General features: G+C 56.5%; 19 protein-coding genes. 14 read left to right on the top strand and 5 right to left on the bottom strand.

Translation table 11 applies throughout. From position 1 onward, the window contains the following. Positions 1 to 91: 91 nt before the first annotated feature. Both tig and bolA read right to left on the bottom strand, forming a co-directional pair. Positions 92 to 1,396: a trigger factor gene (gene tig, locus BBB56_RS03540; protein ID WP_123798863.1), complete on the bottom strand. Its 1,305-nt coding sequence runs from the start codon at positions 1,394 to 1,396 to the stop codon at positions 92 to 94. Between the two features lie 299 nt (positions 1,397 to 1,695). After that, positions 1,696 to 2,010 (bottom strand): transcriptional regulator BolA, encoded by a 315-nt coding sequence (gene bolA, locus BBB56_RS03535; protein ID WP_123798861.1) that lies wholly within the window; start codon positions 2,008 to 2,010, stop codon positions 1,696 to 1,698. Positions 2,011 to 2,287: 277 nt separating this feature from the next. Here bolA and BBB56_RS03530 point away from each other — a divergent pair, with 277 nt between their 5' ends. The 8 genes from BBB56_RS03530 to BBB56_RS03495 all read left to right on the top strand — a co-directional run bounded on the left by BBB56_RS03530 (position 2,288) and on the right by BBB56_RS03495 (position 11,134). Next, positions 2,288 to 2,866, top strand: coding sequence for a lipoprotein (locus BBB56_RS03530; RefSeq protein WP_123798859.1), 579 nt, complete (start codon positions 2,288 to 2,290; stop codon positions 2,864 to 2,866). A gap of 51 nt (positions 2,867 to 2,917) precedes the next feature. After that, positions 2,918 to 4,402 (top strand): muropeptide MFS transporter AmpG, encoded by a 1,485-nt coding sequence (gene ampG / locus BBB56_RS03525; RefSeq protein WP_123798857.1) that lies wholly within the window; start codon positions 2,918 to 2,920, stop codon positions 4,400 to 4,402. Between the two features lie 453 nt (positions 4,403 to 4,855). Then, positions 4,856 to 5,779: a cytochrome o ubiquinol oxidase subunit II gene (cyoA, locus tag BBB56_RS03520; RefSeq protein WP_123798855.1), complete on the top strand. Its 924-nt coding sequence runs from the start codon at positions 4,856 to 4,858 to the stop codon at positions 5,777 to 5,779. A 4-nt stretch (positions 5,780 to 5,783) separates the two neighbouring features. Continuing rightward, the gene (cyoB, locus tag BBB56_RS03515) at positions 5,784 to 7,766 is read left to right on the top strand and encodes a cytochrome o ubiquinol oxidase subunit I (RefSeq protein ID WP_123798853.1); all 1,983 of its coding nucleotides are present in this window, start codon (positions 5,784 to 5,786) and stop codon (positions 7,764 to 7,766) included. Then, positions 7,766 to 8,383: a cytochrome o ubiquinol oxidase subunit III gene (locus tag BBB56_RS03510; RefSeq protein WP_123798851.1), complete on the top strand. Its 618-nt coding sequence runs from the start codon at positions 7,766 to 7,768 to the stop codon at positions 8,381 to 8,383. Before cyoB ends, BBB56_RS03510 begins: the two co-directional genes overlap by 1 nt. Continuing rightward, positions 8,383 to 8,712 carry a cytochrome o ubiquinol oxidase subunit IV gene (locus BBB56_RS03505; protein WP_123798849.1) on the top strand — a complete coding sequence of 110 codons (330 nt, stop codon included), beginning with the start codon at positions 8,383 to 8,385 and terminating at the stop codon, positions 8,710 to 8,712. The genes BBB56_RS03510 and BBB56_RS03505 overlap by 1 nt, the downstream gene beginning before the upstream one ends. A gap of 13 nt (positions 8,713 to 8,725) precedes the next feature. Further along, positions 8,726 to 9,613: a heme o synthase gene (gene cyoE / locus BBB56_RS03500; RefSeq protein ID WP_123798847.1), complete on the top strand. Its 888-nt coding sequence runs from the start codon at positions 8,726 to 8,728 to the stop codon at positions 9,611 to 9,613. Between the two features lie 132 nt (positions 9,614 to 9,745). Further along, positions 9,746 to 11,134 (top strand): MFS transporter, encoded by a 1,389-nt coding sequence (locus BBB56_RS03495; protein WP_123798845.1) that lies wholly within the window; start codon positions 9,746 to 9,748, stop codon positions 11,132 to 11,134. Between the two features lie 47 nt (positions 11,135 to 11,181). Here the strand turns inward: BBB56_RS03495 and adhP are convergent, their stop codons facing one another. Together adhP and BBB56_RS03485 are read right to left on the bottom strand one after the other, a co-directional pair. Continuing rightward, positions 11,182 to 12,207: an alcohol dehydrogenase AdhP gene (adhP, locus tag BBB56_RS03490; RefSeq protein WP_123798843.1), complete on the bottom strand. Its 1,026-nt coding sequence runs from the start codon at positions 12,205 to 12,207 to the stop codon at positions 11,182 to 11,184. A 144-nt stretch (positions 12,208 to 12,351) separates the two neighbouring features. After that, on the bottom strand, positions 12,352 to 12,843 hold the full coding sequence (locus BBB56_RS03485; protein WP_123798841.1) for a YajQ family cyclic di-GMP-binding protein: 492 nt from the start codon (positions 12,841 to 12,843) through the stop codon (positions 12,352 to 12,354). A 135-nt stretch (positions 12,844 to 12,978) separates the two neighbouring features. Between BBB56_RS03485 and panE the strand changes: the two genes are divergently transcribed. Both panE and yajL read left to right on the top strand, forming a co-directional pair. Beyond that, entirely contained in the window at positions 12,979 to 13,899 is a 921-nt protein-coding gene (gene panE / locus BBB56_RS03480) for a 2-dehydropantoate 2-reductase (RefSeq protein ID WP_123798839.1), read from the top strand. Further along, positions 13,853 to 14,449, top strand: a complete 597-nt coding sequence (yajL, locus tag BBB56_RS03475) for a protein deglycase YajL (protein ID WP_123798837.1) — start codon at positions 13,853 to 13,855, stop codon at positions 14,447 to 14,449. Before panE ends, yajL begins: the two co-directional genes overlap by 47 nt. 33 nt (positions 14,450 to 14,482) lie before the next feature. Here the strand turns inward: yajL and thiI are convergent, their stop codons facing one another. Next, entirely contained in the window at positions 14,483 to 15,931 is a 1,449-nt protein-coding gene (thiI, locus tag BBB56_RS03470; protein ID WP_123798835.1) for a tRNA uracil 4-sulfurtransferase ThiI, read from the bottom strand. 230 nt (positions 15,932 to 16,161) lie between these two features. Between thiI and xseB the strand changes: the two genes are divergently transcribed. From xseB to BBB56_RS03450, 4 genes are all read left to right on the top strand, one after another. After that, on the top strand, positions 16,162 to 16,404 hold the full coding sequence (gene xseB, locus BBB56_RS03465; RefSeq protein ID WP_123798833.1) for an exodeoxyribonuclease VII small subunit: 243 nt from the start codon (positions 16,162 to 16,164) through the stop codon (positions 16,402 to 16,404). Then, the gene (gene ispA, locus BBB56_RS03460; RefSeq protein ID WP_123798830.1) at positions 16,404 to 17,303 is read left to right on the top strand and encodes a (2E,6E)-farnesyl diphosphate synthase; all 900 of its coding nucleotides are present in this window, start codon (positions 16,404 to 16,406) and stop codon (positions 17,301 to 17,303) included. Before xseB ends, ispA begins: the two co-directional genes overlap by 1 nt. Positions 17,304 to 17,322: 19 nt before the next feature. Further along, positions 17,323 to 19,188: a 1-deoxy-D-xylulose-5-phosphate synthase gene (gene dxs, locus BBB56_RS03455; RefSeq protein ID WP_123798828.1), complete on the top strand. Its 1,866-nt coding sequence runs from the start codon at positions 17,323 to 17,325 to the stop codon at positions 19,186 to 19,188. Positions 19,189 to 19,250: 62 nt separating this feature from the next. Further along, a complete protein-coding gene (locus BBB56_RS03450; RefSeq protein ID WP_123798826.1) occupies positions 19,251 to 20,225 on the top strand; it encodes an aldo/keto reductase in 975 nt (324 codons plus the stop codon). Positions 20,226 to 20,372: the final 147 nt, after the last annotated feature.

Below are 20,372 nucleotides of genomic sequence, written 5' to 3'. Positions count from 1 at the left end.
ATAGCCGTCATAGCGGAATCGCCAGGGCGGAAAAACAAAAAAGCCCGCGACCTTGCAGCCGCGGGCTTAGCATTTCTGGTTAATTCAGCGATCAGGCAGCGTTAGTCTGATTCATCAGTTCCTGGAAGCTGGTCGCTTTCTCAGTCACTTTCGCTTTTTCCAGAACGGCTTCCACCGCCTGCTCTTCCAGCGCGACATTGCGCATGTTGTTCATCAGCTCGTTATTCTTGCTGTAGAACTCGATCACTTCCTGCGGATCTTCGTACGCAGAAGCCATCTCTTCGATCAGGGCGTTAACGCGCGCTTCGTCAGCTTTCAGCTCGTGGGTGCGAATCACTTCGCCCAGCAGCAGACCAACGATAACGCGGCGTTTAGCCTGCTCTTCGAACAGCTCGCGCGGCAGTTCCAGCGCTTGCTTCTCGTTACCGCCGAAGCGCTGCGCGGCCTGGCGACGCAGCACGTCGATTTCGCTGTCGATCAGCGCGGCCGGCACGTCGATTTCATTGGCTTTTACCAGACCGTCGATGGCCTGAGTTTTCACGCGGTTGCGGATAGCGCCTTTCAGCTCGCGATCCATGTTCTTACGCACTTCAGCGCGCAGACCCTCAACCGAACCATCTTCTACGCCGAAACGCTTGATAAACTCTTCGGTGAACTCCGGCAGCTCGCGCGTTTCAACTTTCTTCAGCACGATCTCGAACTTCGCGTCTTTCCCTTTCAGGTTTTCCGCGTGGTAGTCGTCCGGGAATTTCACGTCGATAGTAAAGGTGTCGCCAGCTTTATGGCCAACGATGCCCTCTTCGAAGCCAGGGATCATACGGCCCTGGCCCATCGCCAGCACGAAGTCAGAGGCTTTACCGCCTTCGAACTCTTCGCCGTCAACAGAGCCGGTGAAATCGATAGTGGCGCGATCTTCAGCGGTCGCGGCTGCATCGCTCTCTTTCCAGGTGGCCTGCTGCTTGCGCAGGGTGTCCAGCATGGCGTCGACGTCAGCTTCGGTCACTTCAACCAGCGGCTTTTCCACTTCGATGCTGTCCAGACCCTGAAGTTCAACTTCCGGGTAGACTTCGAATTCCACGGCGTAGGTGAAATCTTCACCTTCTTTATACTCGCCCGGCACGTAGTTCGGCGCGCCAGCCGGGTTGATTTTTTCTTTGATGATGGCGTCAACGAAGTTGCGCGTCATCAGTTCGCCCAGCACGTCCTGGCGAACAGAAGCGCCGTAGCGCTGTGCGATGATATTGGCAGGCACTTTGCCTTTACGGAAACCATCGATACGGACTTTTTTCGCCACTTCCACCAGTTCTTTCTTTACTGCGCTTTCGATGCTGTCAGCTGCGACAGTAATCGTAATGCGACGGCCCAGACCCTGAGTGGTTTCTACTGAAACTGTCATCTTGTTACCTCAAAAATCGCGTGCTCGGTCAACTTCAGACACCACACATTATGTAATGCGCCGTATCCAACAACCGGGACGGCTTCCAGTTAAAAGAACCAGATCCCTGTCACCAGAAGCATCCCGAAGACATTCCGGAAAAATAGACGCCGCATTATAGCGGCATCGCCCTGGTGAGTCGAGGCTGGAAACTCACCACTTTTTAGCGGCTTTGCTGCTTTTTTGCGCCAGAGATCGCGTTTTATCGTTAAATAATAAAAAAAACGGCCCGCAGGCCGTTTTCTAAAAGAGGAGGGCCGTCAGGCGAGGGAGCCGGCGCCGCGGCAGTTTGGCGAGGCGAGCACGGTGTCCTGTAAACCTTCCCACTCCTTCAGGGTGTAGGTATGCAGCGCCAGCGCATGCACGCTGCCTGCCAGCTCGGCCGTCAGCTCGCCATAAATGGCGCGATGGCGAGCCAGAAAGCGCTGGCCGGCAAAAAAATCGCTGACAATCACCACTTTAAAATGGCTTTCCGATCCTGCCGGTACGTTGTGACGATAGCTTTCGTCATGCACTTCCAGATGTGCCGGCTGGAAAGCCAGGCGCAGCTTCTCTTCGATTTGTTCGCGAATCATTGTCTTTTCCTCAATGGCGAGCGCTGTGCCCCATCTGATTAAATATTAGTAGGTTTTCAGACGCGTCCGTACAGATGTGTGAAAATATTTCTGCCGCCGTCTAAGCCGAGCGGCATGATAGCGCAGCTATTGAGTGGGTCAACGCGCGCTTTTTCAATGACGCCGAAAAAGGCTTTTACAATCAATTTCCCCCCTGTGAGGGCTTTTTTCACTGCCATGCAGTGCTATGATGGCCGCAGTTTTTGCAAACCAACCCACCACACTAATGAGAATAAGCATGTTGAAAAAACTGTTATTTCCCCTGCTGGCTGCGTTTATTTTGGCTGGCTGTGCCACTAACAGCAATACACTGACCATTCAGCCTAAGATCGAGCTGCCGCAGCAGGATCCCAGCCTGATGGGCGTCACCGTCAGCATCAACGGCGCAGACCAGCGCAGCGATCAGGCGCTGGCGAAAGTGAACCGCGACGGACAGCTGGTCACCCTGACGCCGTCACGCGATCTGCGTTTCTTGCTTCAGGAAGTGCTGGAGAAGCAGATGACCGCGCGCGGCTACATGATTGGTCCTCAAGGCGCAGTCGATCTGCAAATTGTGGTCAATAACCTGTATGCAGACGTGACTCAGGGCAATGTGCGCTACAGCATCACCACCAAAGCTGACATCTCTATTATCGCCACCGCTAAGAACGGCAACAAGCAGGTAAAAAATTATCGTCAGACTTACAGCGTAGAGGGCGCGTTTAGCGCGACCAACGATAAGATCACCAATGCGGTGAACTCAACGCTGGGCGATGTCATTGCCGATATGGCGCAGGATACCAGCATTCACAATTTCATTAAGCAGAACGCACGCTAAGCGGCTGCTCGTTATGCCCGGCGCGATGCCGGGCATTGCTTCAGGATCAGCATGAACCCTTATCTTCGCATCTTTACGCAACGAAACGCCGCCGTCTTACTTTTGCTGGGCTTTGCCTCCGGCCTGCCGCTGGCGCTCACGGCGGGTACGCTACAGGCGTGGATGACGGTAGAAAATGTTGACCTGAAAACCATCGGCTTCTTTTCTCTTGTCGGTCAGGCCTACGTTTTTAAGTTTCTCTGGTCCCCGGTAATGGACCGCTTTACCCCACCCTTTCTTGGCCGCCGTCGCGGCTGGCTGCTGTTAACGCAGCTGGCGCTGAGCCTCGGCATTGTCGCGATGGGTTTTATGCAACCCAGCCGCGACCTGACGCTGCTGGCCGCGCTGGCCGTGCTGGTCGCGTTCTGCTCCGCCTCGCAGGATATTGTTTTTGACGCCTGGAAAACCGATGTGCTGCCGCCGGAAGAGCGCGGCAGCGGCGCAGCCATCACCGTGCTGGGCTATCGACTGGCGATGCTGGTCTCCGGCGGTCTGGCGCTCTGGCTGGCCGATCGCTATCTCGGCTGGCAGACAACCTACTGGCTAATGGCGCTGCTGCTGATCCCCGCGCTGATAGCGACCTTTATGGCGAAAGAGCCGGACACCCGCGCCGCCACGCCGCACTCTCTGCGCGACGCGGTCTCGCTGCCGCTGAAAGACTTTTTTCAGCGCAACAATGCCTGGCTGCTGATCACCCTTATCGTGCTTTATAAGCTCGGCGATGCCTTTGCCGCCTCGCTGACCACCACCTTTTTGATTCGCGGCGTGGGGTTTAACGCGGGCGATGTGGGTCTGGTAAACAAAACCCTGGGTCTGCTGGCGACGATTATCGGCGCGCTCTACGGCGGCGTGGTGATGCAGCGCCTGAGCCTGTTCCGCGCCCTGTTGATTTTTGGCGTGCTACAGGCCGTTTCCAACTTCGCTTACTGGCTGTTGGCGGTTACGCCGCAGCATCTGTGGAGCATGGCCAGCGCGGTCTTTGTGGAAAACCTGTGCGGCGGTATGGGCACCGCGGCTTTTGTCGCGCTGCTGATGACGCTGTGCAACAAGTCGTTCTCCGCCACCCAGTTCGCTCTGCTCTCCGCACTCTCTGCGGTCGGTCGGGTGTATGTGGGTCCGGCGGCAGGCTGGCTGGTCGAACTCTGGGGCTGGCCCACTTTTTACGCTTTTACCGTGCTGGCGGCGCTGCCGGGCCTGCTGCTGCTGCTGCTGTGCCGCGAAACCCTTAACCAGGCGCAAAACAGCGACCACTTCCCGCCGCGCGCGCGATTCGCGTCGGGCTACCGCTGGACTACGCGCCTGTTCTGCGCCGGCTGCGCGCTGATTGCGCTGTGGCTGGCGGCGCTGGGTTTGCAGGCGCTGAATATCGGGCTGTCGGGCATGGCGCTGAGCGGGCTGTTTGAAGCGGGCATGGCGCTGCTGCTGCTGGCGGTATGCGCTGGCGTAACGCTCGATTACATGGCGCTGCGCAGAGGCGCCGCGGCCAGGTTTTCCTGAGGGTTAAACAGGCGTTTGCGGCTGGCGGAAATTTGTATTAATCACGCTTTGCCACGGACAAAAGTTAAATTTTGTCATCGCGTGTTATTTTCCTGAAAATATTTAGGCCTGTTTTTTCTCAAGTATGAAATATATTAAAAACCGGTGAGCAATTATCTTGTATAAATTTCATCACACAAATGATGCAGATTTGTTAAAGGTTTGAGCACAAAAGGTAAGGTTTATTCTTTCCCTGTTTTCTTTAAGGATACTTTCATCGGTTTTTGTTATATTAGTCTCAACTGCTTGTCGCAGTTAATAATTTGTCACCCCAGGCAACATCTGTGACACCCTTAGCAAAAGGTGTCAACACGCTGCTGACACATCCTTATGCTGGTTTACACTGCATAAACCTTCCCGTAAAATGCGCGCACACTTAAACGACAATAAGCCCTTTGTCATTGAGGTCGTTAAATGAGACTCAGGAAATACAATAAAAGTTTGGGGATTTTGTCATTAATTGCAGGCACTTTGTTAATGAGTGGTTGCGATAATGCGTTGTTAAATCCCAAGGGACAGATTGCACTTGAGCAACGTTCGTTGATTCTGACAGCCTTTGGCTTGATGTTGATCGTCGTTATTCCCGCAATCTTGATGGCAGTGATGTTTGCATGGAAATATCGTGCATCCAACACTGAAGCGAAGTACAGCCCTAACTGGTCGCACTCTAACAAAGTCGAAGCCGTGGTCTGGACCATTCCGATCCTGATCATTCTCTTCCTCGGCGTGCTGACCTGGAAATCAACCCACGCGCTGGAGCCGAGCAAACCGCTGGCCTCTGACGTGAAACCGGTCGAGATCCAAGTGGTTGCGCTGGACTGGAAATGGTTGTTTATCTACCCGGAACAGGGTATTGCCACCGTAAACCAGATCGCTTTCCCGGCTAATACGCCGGTGAGCTTCAAAATTACCTCTAACTCCGTTATGAACTCCTTCTTTATTCCGACGCTCGGCAGCCAGATTTACGCCATGGCGGGCATGCAGACCAAACTGCACCTGATCGCCAATGAGCCAGGAACGTTCGACGGTATTTCCTCGAACTTCAGTGGTCGAGGTTTCTCTGGTATGAAGTTCAAAGCCATTGCAACTAAGGACGATGCGGAATTCCAGCAGTGGGTCGCCAAAGTTAAAGCGGCGCCTAACACGCTGACCACGATGGAAGATTTCGAGAAGCTGGCGGTGCCAAGCGAAAATCATCCGGTGGAATATTTCTCTTCAGCGAATCCTGAACTGTTCAAGCAAGTTATCGCTAAGTTCATGACCAGCCACGGGAAGATGGACATGCAGCACGAAGGCATGGACATGAGTCACACCGCTTCCGCGGGAGCCGAGGAATAATACGATGTTCGGAAAATTAACACTGGATGCAGTGCCGTACCATGAGCCGATTATCATGGTCACGGTTGCCGGGATCATCATTGGTGGTCTGGCAATCATCGCTGCCCTCACCTACTTTGGTAAATGGCAGTATCTGTGGTCGGAATGGCTCACCTCCGTCGACCATAAAAAACTGGGTATCATGTATATCATCATGGCGTTCGTCATGCTGCTGCGCGGCTTTGCCGATGCGATTATGATGCGTACCCAGCAGGTAATGGCTTCCGCAGGTGAAGCCGGCATACTTCCACCGCACCACTACGACCAGATCTTTACCGCGCACGGCGTGATTATGATCTTCTTCGTGGCGATGCCTTTCGTGGTTGGTCTGATGAACATCGCGGTTCCGCTGCAAATCGGCGCGCGCGACGTTGCATTCCCGTTCCTGAACAACCTGAGCTTCTGGTTTACCGCGATCGGCGTGATCCTGGTTAACCTGTCTCTGGGCGTGGGCGAGTTTGCGCAGACCGGCTGGCTGGCGTATCCGCCGCTGTCTGGCGCGGAGTACAGTCCTGGCGTCGGGGTCGATTACTGGATCTGGAGTCTCCAGCTTTCCGGTATCGGGACCACGCTGACCGGTATCAACTTCTTCGTTACCATTCTGAAGATGCGTGCGCCGGGCATGGACCTGTTCAAAATGCCTGTGTTCACCTGGGCTTCACTCTGTACTAACGTCCTGATCATCGCTGCGTTCCCGGTTCTCACCGTGACCCTGGCGCTGTTGACACTCGATCGTTACCTTGGCTTCCATTTCTTTACCAATGATATGGGCGGTAACATGATGATGTACGTCAACCTGATCTGGGTCTGGGGTCACCCGGAAGTGTACATCCTGGTTCTGCCGGTATTTGGCGTCTTCTCTGAAGTCACTGCGACCTTCTCGAAAAAACGTCTGTTTGGTTATACCTCACTGGTTTGGGCAACTATCGCCATTACCGTACTGTCGTTCATCGTTTGGCTGCACCACTTCTTCACCATGGGCGCAGGTGCGAACGTTAACGCCTTCTTCGGCATCATGACGATGATTATCGCCATTCCGACCGGTGTGAAAATCTTTAACTGGCTGTTCACCATGTATCAGGGCCGCATCGTAATGCACTCTGCCATGCTGTGGACCGTAGGCTTCCTGGTCACCTTCTCTGTTGGTGGTATGACCGGCGTGCTGCTGGCGGTGCCGGGCGCGGACTTCGTGCTGCACAACAGCCTGTTCCTGATTGCGCACTTCCATAACGTCATCATCGGCGGTGTGGTATTCGGTTGTATGGCAGGCGTGACCTACTGGTTCCCGAAAGCCTTCGGCTTTACCCTGAACGAAACCTGGGGCAAGCGCGCCTTCTGGTTCTGGATCATCGGCTTCTTCGTTGCGTTTATGCCGCTGTATATCCTGGGCTTCATGGGTATGACCCGTCGTCTGAGCCAGGACATCGATCCGCAGTTCCACTCTCTGCTGGTTATCGCCGCAGTGGGTGCAGCGCTGATCGCCTGCGGTATCATCAGCCAGCTGATCATGTTCTACGTCTCAGTGCGTGACCGTCATCAGAACCGCGATCTGACCGGCGACCCGTGGGGCGGCCGTACGCTGGAGTGGGCAACCTCTTCACCACCGCCGTTCTACAACTTTGCCACTATCCCGCATATCCACGAGCGCGATGCGTTCTGGGAAATGAAAGAGAAAGGCGAAGCGTACAAGCAGCCGGCGAAATATGAAGAGATTCATATGCCGAAGAACAGCGGCGCGGCTATCGTCATCGCAGCCTTCGGTACCCTGTTCGGTTTCGCGCTGATCTGGCACATCTGGTGGCTGGCTGGCCTCACCTTCCTGGGCATGATCGTGACCTGGATTGTGAAGAGCTTCGACGAAGACGTGGACTACTACGTTCCGGTTGCCGAGATTGAGAAGATCGAAAAGCAGCACTTTGACGATATCAGCAAAGCGGGTCTGAAATAATGTCAACTGAAACTCTGACAAAACACCACCACGACGCCCATGCGGAGCATGGGCATCACGATGCGGGAGCCAATAAAGTCTTTGGCTTCTGGATCTACCTGATGAGTGACTGCATTATCTTCGCAACTCTGTTTGCGACCTATGCAGTTATGGTCAACAGCACTGCTGGCGGCCCGGCAGGGAAAGACATTTTCGAGCTGCCGTTCGTTCTGGTTGAAACAGCTCTGCTGTTGTTAAGCTCCATCACCTACGGCATGGCGGTTATCGCCATGAACAAAGAAAACAAAGGCGCCGTAATCGGCTGGCTGGCGTTAACTTTCCTGTTCGGTGCGGGCTTCATCGGCATGGAAATTTATGAGTTCCATCACCTGATCGCCGAAGGTTTCGGTCCGGATCGCAGCGGCTTCCTGTCTGGCTTCTTTACGCTGGTCGGCACCCACGGTCTGCACGTAACCTCTGGCCTGATCTGGATGGCGGTGCTGATGTTCCAGATCTCTCGTCGCGGTCTGACGTCAACTAACCGTACCCGTATCATGTGTCTGAGCCTGTTCTGGCACTTCCTGGACGTGGTGTGGATCTGCGTGTTTACCGTTGTTTACCTGATGGGGGCCATGTAATGAGTCATTCTGTAACTGAACATGGTGCATCACACGGCAGCGTGAAGTCTTACATGATTGGCTTCATCCTCTCTATCATCCTGACGGCGATCCCGTTCTGGATGGTAATGGATGGCAGCGCGTCGCACGGAACGATTCTGGGCGTCGTGCTGGTCTGTGCCGTGGTGCAGGTGCTGGTTCACCTGGTGTACTTCCTGCATCTGGACAGCAAGTCCGAGGGCGGCTGGAACATGGTGGCCATCGTCTTCTCGGCGGTCATTATTCTGATCGTCGTGGTTGGCTCGCTGTGGATTATGTGGAACCTCAACTACAACATGATGGCCCACTAAAGAGTCGCGCGTAATGATTAAGCAATACCTGCAAGTAACAAAACCAGGAATTATTTTCGGGAATTTAATTTCTGTGATTGGCGGATTTCTGCTGGCTTCCAAAGGCAGCATTGATTACGCCCTGTTTCTCGTCTCGCTGATCGGCGTGTCGCTGGTTGTCGCCTCTGGTTGTGTTTTCAACAACGTGATCGACCGTGACATTGACGTGAAGATGGAGAGAACCAGGAATCGAGTGCTGGTTAAAGGCCTCATTTCCGCGAAAGTAAGCCTGATTTATGCTACCGCGCTGGGTATTGCTGGCTTTGCGTTGCTTTACTTTGGTGCTAATCCGCTGGCCATGTGGCTGGCGGTGATGGGCTTCGTGGTTTATGTCGGCATTTACAGCCTGTACATGAAGCGTCACTCGGTTTACGGGACGCTGATTGGCAGCCTGTCAGGCGCAGCGCCGCCGGTGATTGGCTATTGCGCCGTCACCAATGAGTTTGATGCGGGCGCGCTGATCCTGCTGGCTATCTTTAGTCTGTGGCAGATGCCGCACTCCTACGCGATTGCCATCTTCCGCTTTAAAGATTACCAGGCGGCGAACATTCCGGTTCTGCCGGTCGTCAAAGGCATCTCCGTGGCGAAGAATCATATTACGCTCTACATTCTGGCGTTTATGATCGCCACGCTGATGCTGTCGCTGGGCGGTTATGCGGGCTACAAGTATCTGGTTGTCGCCGCTGCCGTCAGCGTATGGTGGCTGGGCATGGCGTTATCAGGTTACAAAACCTCTAACGACCGCGTCTGGGCGCGTAAGCTGTTCGTCTTCTCCATCGTAGCGATCACCGCGCTGAGCGTGATGATGTCCGTGGACTTTATGGCGCCGGCGTCAAAAGATCTGCTGACCTACGTGTGGTAATGCCGCACTGACAGAGCAAACTAAGGGCGCGATTTCGCGCCCTTTCTTTTTGTTACGACTTCTTAAACACTATTGTTTTACCCGCCCTGCCCTGCTCCCTAAAATACAGACGGCAAACTTACAGAGGTTGGAATGAGCGACAATAAAATGACGCCGGTGGAGCTTCGCGCCACATGGGGTTTGGGTACGGTATTTTCCCTGCGAATGCTGGGCATGTTTATGGTCCTGCCGGTATTGACCACCTATGGCATGGCGCTTCAGGGGGCAAGTGAAACGCTGATTGGCCTGGCCATCGGAATTTACGGGCTGGCGCAGGCTGTGTTTCAAATTCCGTTTGGGCTGATGTCTGACCGCATCGGTCGAAAACCGCTGATCGTCGGCGGTCTGCTGCTGTTCGTTTTCGGCAGCGTTATCGCCGCGACCACCACCTCAATCTGGGGCATTATTCTTGGCCGCGCGCTACAGGGTTCCGGCGCCATCGCCGCCGCCGTCATGGCGCTGCTCTCGGATTTAACCCGCGAGCAGAACCGCACCAAAGCCATGGCGTTTATTGGCATCAGTTTCGGCGTCACCTTCGCCATTGCCATGGTGGTCGGCCCCATTGTCACCCACGCGCTTGGCCTGCACGCGCTGTTCTGGATGATCGCCCTTCTCGCCTCGCTGGGGATCGTTATTACCTTACTGGTGGTGCCCAGCGCGCCGGGCCATGTGCTGAACCGCGAATCGGGCATGGTAAAAGGCAGCTTCCGCAAAGTGCTCGGCAATTCGCGCCTGATCAAGCTCAACGTCGGCATTCTTTGTCTGCATATCCTGCTGATGTCCAGCTTTGTCGCCCTGCCCGGCCAGTTTGAACAGGCGGGTCTGCCTGCCGCCGAACACTGGAAAGTCTACCTGATCACCATGCTGATCGCCTTTGTCGGCGTCGTGCCTTTTATTATTTACGCGGAAGTGAAACGCCGCATGAAGCGCGTATTTGTGGCCTGCGTCGGGTTAATCGTTATTGCCGAAATCGTGCTGTGGGGCGCAGAGGGTCACTTCTGGACGCTGGTGATCGGCGTGCAGCTGTTCTTTTTCGCCTTTAACCTGATGGAGGCGATTCTGCCGTCGCTGGTCAGCAAGGAGTCGCCGGCTGGCTATAAAGGCACCGCGATGGGACTGTATTCCACCAGCCAGTTTATTGGCGTGGCGATCGGCGGCAGTCTCGGCGGCTGGGTCTTTGGCCATTTCGATGCGCAGACGGTATTCCTGGTCGGCGCCATTGTCGCGGCCGTCTGGCTATTTGTGGCCATGACGATGCAGGAACCCCCGTACGTCAGCAGCCTGCGCATCGTGCTGAGCGATAAGGTGCTGGCGGTGCCCAATCTGGAGCAGCGGCTGAAAGCCCAGCCGGGCGTCTCTGCGGTGCTGATTGTCCCGGAAGAGAAAAGCGCCTATATCAAAATCGACAGTAAGGTGACCAGCCGTCCCGAGCTGGAAGCGCTGCTGGCAAGCAGCCAGGGCAAAACGGCTTCAGCATACTGAGACAAAAGAACCGGCTTTATGCCGGTTCTTTGCTTTTCACGCCGGTGTTAAAGCGACATATCCACCACGATCCGCCCCTCAATTTTTCCGGCGTGCATACGTTCAAAAATGGCGTTGATATTACTCAGCGGCTCGACGGCAATGGTGGCTTTCACCTTATGCCGTCCGGCAAAGTCGAGCGCCTCCTGCAAATCTTTTCGCGTGCCGACGATAGAGCCACGCACCGTGATACCGTCCAGCACCATATCAAAGATAGAGAGGTCGAATTTGCCTGGCGGCAGCCCGTTAAGCACCATGGTTCCGCCACGCCGCAGCGTGCCGATAGCCTGTTCAAACGCCGCAGGTGACACGGCGGTGACCAGCGCCGCATGCGCGCCGCCGAACTGCGCATGACACACCTGCGCCGGATCCGCTTTACGGGCGTTCACCACGACGCTGGCGCCGAGACGCTGCGCGAACGCCAGCTTATCATCGTCAACGTCTACCGCGGCAACGTTTAGCCCCATCGCCACGGCGTACTGTATGGCCAGATGGCCCAGACCGCCGATACCGGAAATGACCACCCAGTTCCCAGGCCGGGCTTCGGTCATTTTCAGCCCTTTATAGACGGTTACCCCGGCGCAGAGGATCGGCGCCACCTCCGCATAATCAAGGTTATCAGGCAGAATGCCGACATAGTTGGCATCGGCAAGGCAATACTCCGCAAAGCTGCCGTTGACCGAATAGCCCGCATTCTTCTGTTCATGACAGAGCGTCTCCCAGCTATCAAGGCAGTGCTCGCAATGTCCGCACGCCGAATAGAGCCAGGGCACGCCGACGCGATCCCCCAGCTTAAGGTGAGTGACATGAGGTCCTACCGCCACCACCTCGCCAACCCCTTCATGGCCGGGAATAAAAGGCGGCACCGGTTTGACGGGCCAGTCGCCCTCTGCCGCATGAAGATCGGTATGGCAAACGCCCGTCGCCGCAATTTTTACCAGTACCTGTCCTGCGCCAGCTTCGGGTATCGGTACCTGCTCGATAACCAAAGGTGCGCCAAACGCCTTAACCACGGCAGCTTTCATCATTTTCATGACTTCGTTCTCCTGTTGAGGGTTTCATCAAGAGATTTGCATAGCCTGGCCGGAAAGCATATTGATTTAACGCAGGGGAAGAGGGGGAAAGCAGGCGCAGTAAGCAAAGCGTGCAGCAGATCACCTGCCGCACGCCAGAGAGGATTAATCGCGGAAGTTTTTAAACTGGAACGGCTGGCCGAGGTTGCCGCCGCGCACCAGCGCCATTGCGCTCTGCAAATCGTCGCGCGATTTGCCGGTCACGCGCAGCGAGTCACCCTGAATCTGCGTCTGCACCTTGATCTTGCTGTCTTTGATCAGCTTAACGATCTTTTTCGCCACGTCGGTTTCAATGCCTTTTTTCATTTTGGCATCCACGCTCCAGCTCTTGCCGCTGTGCTCGATCTCCTCAGGAATATCCAGCGCCGCTCCCTCAATGCCGCGCTTGAGCATCTTCTCGCGCAGCATATCCACCAGCTGTTTTACCTGAAAGTCGGATTCGCTGGTCACCTTAATGGTTTCGCTCTTTTCGTTTAGCTCGAAACTGGCGCTGACGTTACGAAAATCGAAGCGGGTCGTTAATTCACGGTTGGCATTTTCGACCGCATTGCGGACTTCCTGCATGTCGATTTCTGAAACGATATCGAAAGATGGCATCTCTTCTTCTCCTGACGCTAAAGTGACATGCATAATACGCGTCTTGCCGCACTAAATAAAATCAGGCTGCGCGTAACGCTATACTTATCGCTGTGTAGTAAAGAACAAACAACAAACCCGCCAGCGGGAGGCAGTATGAAAATTACCGTGTTGGGTTGCGGGGCCATTGGGCAGATCTGGCTCGCTGCCCTTGCACGCCAGGGTCATGAGGTTCAGGGATGGCTGCGCGTGCCGCAGCCCTACTGTTCCGTTAACGTCATCGATTATCAGGGCCAGGTCAGCAACAATACCTTTATCGCTAACGATCCGCTTTTTCTGGCCGACAGCCAGCTGCTGCTGGTAACGCTAAAGGCACCGCAGGTTTCTCCCGCGGTGCGCAACTTACAGAGCGTTTTGTCGGACGATTGCCCTGTGCTGCTGCTGCACAACGGTATGGGCACGCTGGAGGAGTTAAAAGGTCTCAGCCAGCCGCTGCTGCGCGGTATTACCACGCACGCGGCGATGCGCGACGGAACGGTGATTAAACACGTCGCCAGCGGGATTACGCATATCGGTCCTGCCAACCGCAAAAGCGCCGCCTGGAGCGATCTGGCCGACATTCTGCACGCGGCGCTGCCGGACGTCGCCTGGCACGACAATATCGCCGCCGCCTGCTGGCGCAAGCTGGCGGTCAACTGCGTGATTAATCCTCTCACCGTCGAGCACGACTGCCAGAATGGCGCGCTGCGCGCCTGGCCAGAGCAGATTAACCAGCTCTGCCGCGAGCTGAGCTGGGTAATGGAACGCGAAGGCCAGCACATCAACGCCGACAGTCTGAAAGACATTGTTTACGACGTGATTGAAACCACGGCGGCAAACACCTCTTCGATGCTTCAGGACGTGCGCGCGCAGCGCCTGACCGAAATCGATTACATTACCGGCTTTCTGCTGCGACGCGCGCGCGCGCAGGGCATTGCCGTGCCGGAAAACACCCGCCTGTATGAACTGGTAAAACGCAAGGAGTCCCATTATGACCGCGAACACAGCCGTTCTGGTTTGCCTCGCACATGGCAGTGAAGAGACCGAAGCGGTCACCACTATTGATTTACTGGTGCGCGGCGGACTAAAGGTGGTGACCGCCAGCGTAGAGAGCGACGGCACGCGAGAGATTATCTGTTCGCGCGGCGTGCGTCTGCTGGCGGATGCGCCGCTGGTTGAGGTTGCCGACAACGATTATGCCGCGATTGTGCTGCCGGGCGGACTGAAAGGCGCGGAAACCTTTCGCGACAGTCCGCTGCTGGTGGAAACCGTTCGTCAGTTTCACCTCTCCGGCCGCATCGTTGCGGCAATCTGCGCGGCAGCGGGCACCGTGCTGGTGCCGCATGACCTGTTCCCGGTGGGCAATATGACCGGCTTCCCCGGATTAAAAGAGACGATCCCGGCGGAGAAATGGATGGAGAGGCGCGTGGTCTGGGATCCGCGCGTCAACCTGCTGACCAGCCAGGGGCCGGGTACGGCGATGGATTTTGCGCTGAAGCTGATCGATCTGCTGGCAGGCAAAGAGAAAGCGGCGCAGGTCGCCTCTCAGCTGGTGCTGGCGGCAGGCATTTACGACTACACCGAATAAAAAAAGGCTGCGCTCAGCGCGCAGCCCTTTTTATTACGGACGATACACCTTCACGTTTTTAAAGCCCTGTTCGTGAAGGTAGAGCGCCTGAAGTTTGCTCATCACGCCGCGATCGCAGTAGAGCAGCCAGGTTTTGCTCTGGTCAAGGTCGCCAAACTGCGTGCTGAGCTTATAGAACGGCAGCGATTTCACCTCGGTGCCTTCCAGCTTCAGCGGCTTCTCTTCCTGCTCGTCGATGGCGCGAATATCCAGCACCCACTCATCCGCGCCGAAAGAGTCAACGGTTTCGACTTCCACCACCTCTTCCTGCGCCTGCTCGGCGATGTCGCGGATGTCGACGTTATTCGCCTCTTCCACCACGCGGTCCAGAATGCTGAAGTCGAAGTTTTGCTCTTCCGCCTCGATTTTCGCCTTCACCGCTTTTACCGTCGGGCTTTTTGAAATCACGCCGCAATACTCCGGCATAGTGCGGGCAAAATCTTCCGTGCCGATGTCGCGCGCGATCTTAATGATGTGCTCTTTGTCATGCGAAATCAGCGGACGCAGGATCAGGGTGTCAGAGGCGTTATCGATCAGGCGCAGGTTGGTCAGCGTCTGGCTGGAGACCTGGCCCAGTGCTTCGCCGGTGACCAGCGCCTGTACGCCGTAGCGCTCCGCCACCATAGAGGCGGCGCGCACCATCATACGCTTCAGCACCACGCCCATCTGACCGTCATCCACTTTTTCCAGAATTTCGCCGACCACGGGTTCGAAATTAATCGCCACAAAACGCACGCGATGCGAGCGGCCGAAGCGGTTCCAGAGATAGTGCGCAACCTGACGCACGCCGATTTCATGCGCCGCGCCGCCGAGGTTAAAGAAGCAGTAGTGCACGCGGCAGCCGCGACGCAGCAGCATATAGCTGGAGACGCCGGAATCGAAGCCGCCGGAGATCAGCGACAGCACATCTTCCTGCGTGCCGATCGGGAAACCGCCCAGTCCTTCATAGCGGCCGGTGATAAGCAGCAGACGCTGATCCTCAATTTCGAGATGAACGGTCACGTCCGGCTTATTCAGCTGCACCTTCGCGCTGGCGATGTGCTGATTCAGACCGCCGCCCACGTAGCGTTCTACGTCCTGCGAGCTAAACTCATGTTTGCCGCGGCGTTTTACGCGCACGCAGAAGGTTTTGTTTTGCAGGCTGCTGCCATACAGCGCCAGCGTCTGCTCAAAAATATTGTGGACGTCGGTGTAGGGGCGATCCTCTACGGACAGAACGTGATGAATACCGGGAATGCGGGTCAGCTCATCAACAATCACGCCGCGCAGCCCTTCATCTTTTGAACGGACTTCAATGTGATCCCAGTGACGCACCACGGCAATCTCTTCGCCAACGGTTTTCAGCACATTGCGAATGTTGCCGGTCAGGATTTTAATAAAGCGCAGTCGCACCGACTGACTTTTAATGGTGATTTCGGGAAATAACTTGACGATAAACTTCATGGCGACACAAATTCGTTGGGCAAATAAGTGCGAGCGCGCGGCACTTAGCTGATAAAATCATAATATTGCGGGCTAAAGGGCGCAGCCGCATCCGAGGCGCGAGAGTATATCACCTTTGTCAGATGACTGCTTCTGCAACCGCAGTCACATTGATTATTTTGCTAATCAAACGCTCTCCGCTACCATGACCGATTACGAGATCAAGTTTTACACGTGAGTCGACACTGAATATGCCGAAAAAAGCCGAATCGCCTGCCAGTTTTGAAACCTCCTTACAGCAGCTGGAACAGATCGTCAGCCGACTGGAGAGCGGCGAGCTGCCGCTGGAAGAGGCGCTGAATGAGTTTGAGCGCGGCGTCCAGCTGGCGCGTACCGGACAGCAAACATTACAACAGGCCGAGCAGCGCGTACGCATTTTGCTCAGCGATGATAAAGACGCCGATCTGAGCGCCTTCACGCCGGAAAACAGTTAATGGATTTTACTCAACTGCTGAGCGTTTACCCGGAACGCGTAAACGCCGCGCTGTCGCGCTTATTAGATCCACTACCTTTTCAGAGTTCTCCTCTGGTCAACGCTATGCGCTATGGGGCACTCTTAGGCGGTAAACGTCTGCGCCCCTTTCTGGTGTACGCCACGGGCGAAATGCTAAATGCCGATCCGGCAAGCCTTGATGCGCCAGCCGCCGCCGTTGAGTGCATCCACGCCTACTCTCTTATTCATGATGACCTGCCCGCGATGGATGACGACGCACTACGCCGCGGCCAGCCGACCTGCCATATTAAATATGGCGAAGATACGGCGATACTGGCAGGCGATGCGCTGCAAACGCTGGCTTTTTCCATCCTGGCCGATGAACCGATGCCGGGCGTCAGCGACGCGAATCGTCTTGCTATGATCGCCGAACTGGCGCGCGCCAGCGGCGTGGCAGGCATGTGCGGCGGTCAGGCGCTCGATCTGGCGGCGGAAGGCCAGCGCGTCGGTCTGGAGCAGCTGGAACAGATCCACCGCCATAAAACCGGGGCGCTGATCCGCGCCGCCGTAAGGCTTGGCGCACTGGCGGCGGGCGAGCGCGGACGCGCTGCGCTGCCGGCGCTCGATCGCTACGCCGATGCTATCGGACTCGCCTTCCAGGTACAGGACGATATTCTGGATGTGGTCGGCGACAGCGCGGTTACCGGCAAAAAACAGGGTGCCGATCAGGCGCTGGAGAAGAGCACCTATCCATCGCTGCTGGGTCTGGACAACGCCCGTATAAAGGCCAGGGAGCTTTACCAGCAAGCGCTGAGCGCGCTGGACATTCTTGCCGCGCAATCGTTAGACACCACAGCATTGCAGGCGCTGGCAAGCTTCGTAATTGAACGCGACAAATAACTTCGATAATGAGTCTCTGATGAGTTTTGATATTGCAAAATACCCGACACTGGCGCAGGCAAGCACCGTTGAGGAGCTGCGCGCGCTGCCGAAAGAGTCGCTTCCGGCGCTGTGCGACGAACTTCGTCAATACCTGCTGGACAGCGTCAGCCGCTCCAGCGGCCATTTCGCTTCGGGTCTGGGCGTTGTCGAGCTGACCGTTGCGCTGCATTACGTCTATAACACCCCGTTCGACCATCTGGTATGGGATGTGGGGCATCAGGCTTATCCGCATAAAATCCTGACCGGCCGCCGCGATCGCATCGGCACGATCCGGCAGAAAAACGGGCTGCACCCTTTTCCGTGGCGCGGCGAAAGTGAATATGACGTGCTGAGCGTCGGCCACTCTTCGACCTCGATCAGCGCCGGGCTGGGCATGGCGGCGGCGGCGGAGCGCGAAGGTCTGGGCCGTCGCACCGCCTGTATCATTGGCGACGGGGCCATTACCGCCGGTATGGCGTTTGAGGCGATGAACCACGCGGGCGACATCAAGCCCGATATGCTGGTGGTGCTGAACGACAACGAGATGTCGATTTCCGAAAACGTCGGCGCGCTCAATAACCGCCTGGCGCAGATCCTCTCTGGAAAAACTTACTCGCGCCTGCGCGAAGGCGGCAAGCGCGTGCTGGGCGGACTGCCGCCGATCAAAGAGCTGGTCAAGCGCACCGAAGAGCACCTGAAAGGCATGGTCGTTCCCGGCACGCTGTTTGAAGAGCTGGGCTTTAACTATATCGGCCCGGTCGACGGTCATGACGTACTGATGCTGGTTAACACGCTGAAGAACATGCGCAGCCTGAAAGGGCCGCAGTTTTTGCACATTATGACCAAAAAGGGCAAAGGCTACGCCCCGGCGGAAGAAGATCCCATTACCTGGCACGCGGTGCCGAAGTTCGATCCCGCCAGCGGCGCGCTGCCCAAAAGCGCCGAGGGACTGCCGAGCTATTCCAAGATTTTCGGCAACTGGCTGTGCGAAATGGCCCAGGACGATGCGAAGTTAATGGCGGTGACGCCGGCGATGCGCGAAGGCTCCGGCATGGTGGAATTTTCTCGTCGCTTTCCGTCGCAGTACTTTGATGTGGCGATTGCCGAGCAGCACGCGGTGACGTTCGCGGCCGGCATGGCGATCGGCGGCTATAAGCCGATTGTGGCCATCTACTCCACCTTCTTACAGCGCGCCTACGATCAGGTGATTCACGACGTGGCGATTCAGAAACTGCCGGTGCTGTTCGCCATCGATCGCGGCGGCATCGTCGGCGCCGACGGACAGACGCATCAGGGCGCCTTCGATCTCGCCTTCCTGCGCTGCGTGCCTGACATGGTGATTATGACGCCGAGCGACGAGAACGAATGTCGCCAGATGCTCTATACCGGCTATCACTATCAGGATGGGCCGAGCGCGGTGCGCTATCCGCGCGGCAATGCGGTTGGCGTTGAGCTGACGCCGCTGCAAAGTCTGCCGCTGGGCAAAGGCGTGGTGAAGCGTCAGGGCGAGAAGCTGGCGATCCTTAACTTTGGCACCCTGCTGCCTGCGGCGGCGCAAGCGGCGGAAGCGCTCAACGCCACGCTGGTGGATATGCGTTTTGTGAAGCCGCTGGATGAAGCCCTTATCGCTGAGCTGGCGCAGAGCCACGAGTCGCTGATTACGCTGGAAGAAGGCGCGATCAAAGGCGGCGCGGGCAGCGGCGTCAACGAAGTGGTGATGGCGAAGCGTCTGCGCGTGCCGGTGCTGAACCTCGGCCTGCCGGACGAATTTATCCCGCAGGGTACGCAGGACGAAGTGCGTCGCGATTACCAGCTGGATGCGCAAGGCATCCAGCAGCAGATTGAAAGCTGGCACGACCGGTAAATTCCCCTGCCCCTCTCTCCTGCTATGCTTACCCGATTGTTAAATGCATAGCAGGAGCCGTCATGAAAACCACTCAGTTAGGTAACACCGACCTTCAGGTTTCCCGTCTTTGTCTCGGCTGTATGACATTCGGCGAGCCGGATCGAGGCCGTCACGCCTGGACGTTGCCGGAAGAGAGTAGCCGTCCGCTGATCCAGCAGGCGCTGGAGGCGGGCATTAACTTTTTCGATACGGCGAACAGCTATTCCGACGGCAGCAGCGAAGAGATTGTGGGCCGCGCGCTAAAAGAGTTTGCGCGCCGTGAAGATGTCGTGGTCGCGACCAAAGTCTATTTTCCCCTCAGCAATCTGTCGCAGGGTCTGTCGCGCAAAAACATCATGCAGTCGATCGACGACAGCCTGACACGTCTGGATATGGAGTATGTGGATCTGCTGCAAATCCACCGCTGGGACTACGACACGCCGCTGGAAGAGACGCTGGAGGCGTTAAGCGACGTGGTGAAAGCGGGCAAAGCGCGTTATATCGGCGCCTCTTCCATGTATGCCTGGCAGTTCGCCAAAGCGGTGTATACCCAGCGCCAGCACGGCTGGGCGCCGTTTGTCAGTATGCAGGATCAGTACAATCTGATTCAGCGCGAAGAAGAGCGCGAGATGCACCCGCTTTGCCTGGCGGAGAATATCGCCGTGCTGCCCTGGAGTCCGCTGGCGCGCGGTCGCCTGACGCGTCCCTGGGGCGAAGCCACCGCGCGTACCGCCTCGGACGAGTACGGCAAAACCCTTTATCACGCCACTGAGGAGAACGATGCGGCCATCGCGCAGCGCGTAGAGGCGATTGCGGCGCGTAAAGGCGTGAGCCGCGCGCAGGTGGCGCTCGCCTGGCTGCTGCATAAGCCTGCCGTGACCGCGCCGATTATCGGCGCATCGCGCGCCGAGCAGCTGGCGGACCTGGTGAAAGCGGTTGAGGTGGAACTGAGTGCTGAGGAGATTGCCGAGCTGGAAACGGTTTATCAGCCCCATCCAGTAGTAGGCTTCGAATAAAGTTCTCTTTCAGGCCGCACAATGTCACAACAAGCGGGTGGCATGGGCAGAAGAGCAAAGCGTCCCGCGCCAGGGATGGCGCGGGCCGAGCGAGCATGGACGCCTTGAGCGACTTTGCGATCGGCCCATACCACCCGCGTGGGCACA

The sequence above is a fragment of the Candidatus Pantoea deserta genome, assembly GCF_003813865.1.
In the GTDB taxonomy this organism is placed as follows: Bacteria; Pseudomonadota; Gammaproteobacteria; order Enterobacterales; family Enterobacteriaceae; genus Pantoea; species Pantoea deserta.
Note: the sequence above shows the minus strand (reverse complement) of the source record. Positions and strands in the feature narration are given on the sequence as shown.

Excerpts from the sequence above, each read along its gene's own strand:
- tig (WP_123798863.1), bottom strand. The coding sequence starts at position 1,396 with ATGACAGTTTCAGTAGAAACCACTCAGGGTCTGGGCCGTCGCATTACG.
- bolA (WP_123798861.1), bottom strand. The coding sequence starts at position 2,010 with ATGATTCGCGAACAAATCGAAGAGAAGCTGCGCCTGGCTTTCCAGCCG.
- BBB56_RS03530 (WP_123798859.1), top strand. The coding sequence starts at position 2,288 with ATGTTGAAAAAACTGTTATTTCCCCTGCTGGCTGCGTTTATTTTGGCT.
- ampG (WP_123798857.1), top strand. The coding sequence starts at position 2,918 with ATGAACCCTTATCTTCGCATCTTTACGCAACGAAACGCCGCCGTCTTA.
- cyoA (WP_123798855.1), top strand. The coding sequence starts at position 4,856 with ATGAGACTCAGGAAATACAATAAAAGTTTGGGGATTTTGTCATTAATT.
- cyoB (WP_123798853.1), top strand. The coding sequence starts at position 5,784 with ATGTTCGGAAAATTAACACTGGATGCAGTGCCGTACCATGAGCCGATT.
- BBB56_RS03510 (WP_123798851.1), top strand. The coding sequence starts at position 7,766 with ATGTCAACTGAAACTCTGACAAAACACCACCACGACGCCCATGCGGAG.
- BBB56_RS03505 (WP_123798849.1), top strand. The coding sequence starts at position 8,383 with ATGAGTCATTCTGTAACTGAACATGGTGCATCACACGGCAGCGTGAAG.
- cyoE (WP_123798847.1), top strand. The coding sequence starts at position 8,726 with ATGATTAAGCAATACCTGCAAGTAACAAAACCAGGAATTATTTTCGGG.
- BBB56_RS03495 (WP_123798845.1), top strand. The coding sequence starts at position 9,746 with ATGAGCGACAATAAAATGACGCCGGTGGAGCTTCGCGCCACATGGGGT.
- adhP (WP_123798843.1), bottom strand. The coding sequence starts at position 12,207 with ATGAAAATGATGAAAGCTGCCGTGGTTAAGGCGTTTGGCGCACCTTTG.
- BBB56_RS03485 (WP_123798841.1), bottom strand. The coding sequence starts at position 12,843 with ATGCCATCTTTCGATATCGTTTCAGAAATCGACATGCAGGAAGTCCGC.
- panE (WP_123798839.1), top strand. The coding sequence starts at position 12,979 with ATGAAAATTACCGTGTTGGGTTGCGGGGCCATTGGGCAGATCTGGCTC.
- yajL (WP_123798837.1), top strand. The coding sequence starts at position 13,853 with ATGACCGCGAACACAGCCGTTCTGGTTTGCCTCGCACATGGCAGTGAA.
- thiI (WP_123798835.1), bottom strand. The coding sequence starts at position 15,931 with ATGAAGTTTATCGTCAAGTTATTTCCCGAAATCACCATTAAAAGTCAG.
- xseB (WP_123798833.1), top strand. The coding sequence starts at position 16,162 with ATGCCGAAAAAAGCCGAATCGCCTGCCAGTTTTGAAACCTCCTTACAG.
- ispA (WP_123798830.1), top strand. The coding sequence starts at position 16,404 with ATGGATTTTACTCAACTGCTGAGCGTTTACCCGGAACGCGTAAACGCC.
- dxs (WP_123798828.1), top strand. The coding sequence starts at position 17,323 with ATGAGTTTTGATATTGCAAAATACCCGACACTGGCGCAGGCAAGCACC.
- BBB56_RS03450 (WP_123798826.1), top strand. The coding sequence starts at position 19,251 with ATGAAAACCACTCAGTTAGGTAACACCGACCTTCAGGTTTCCCGTCTT.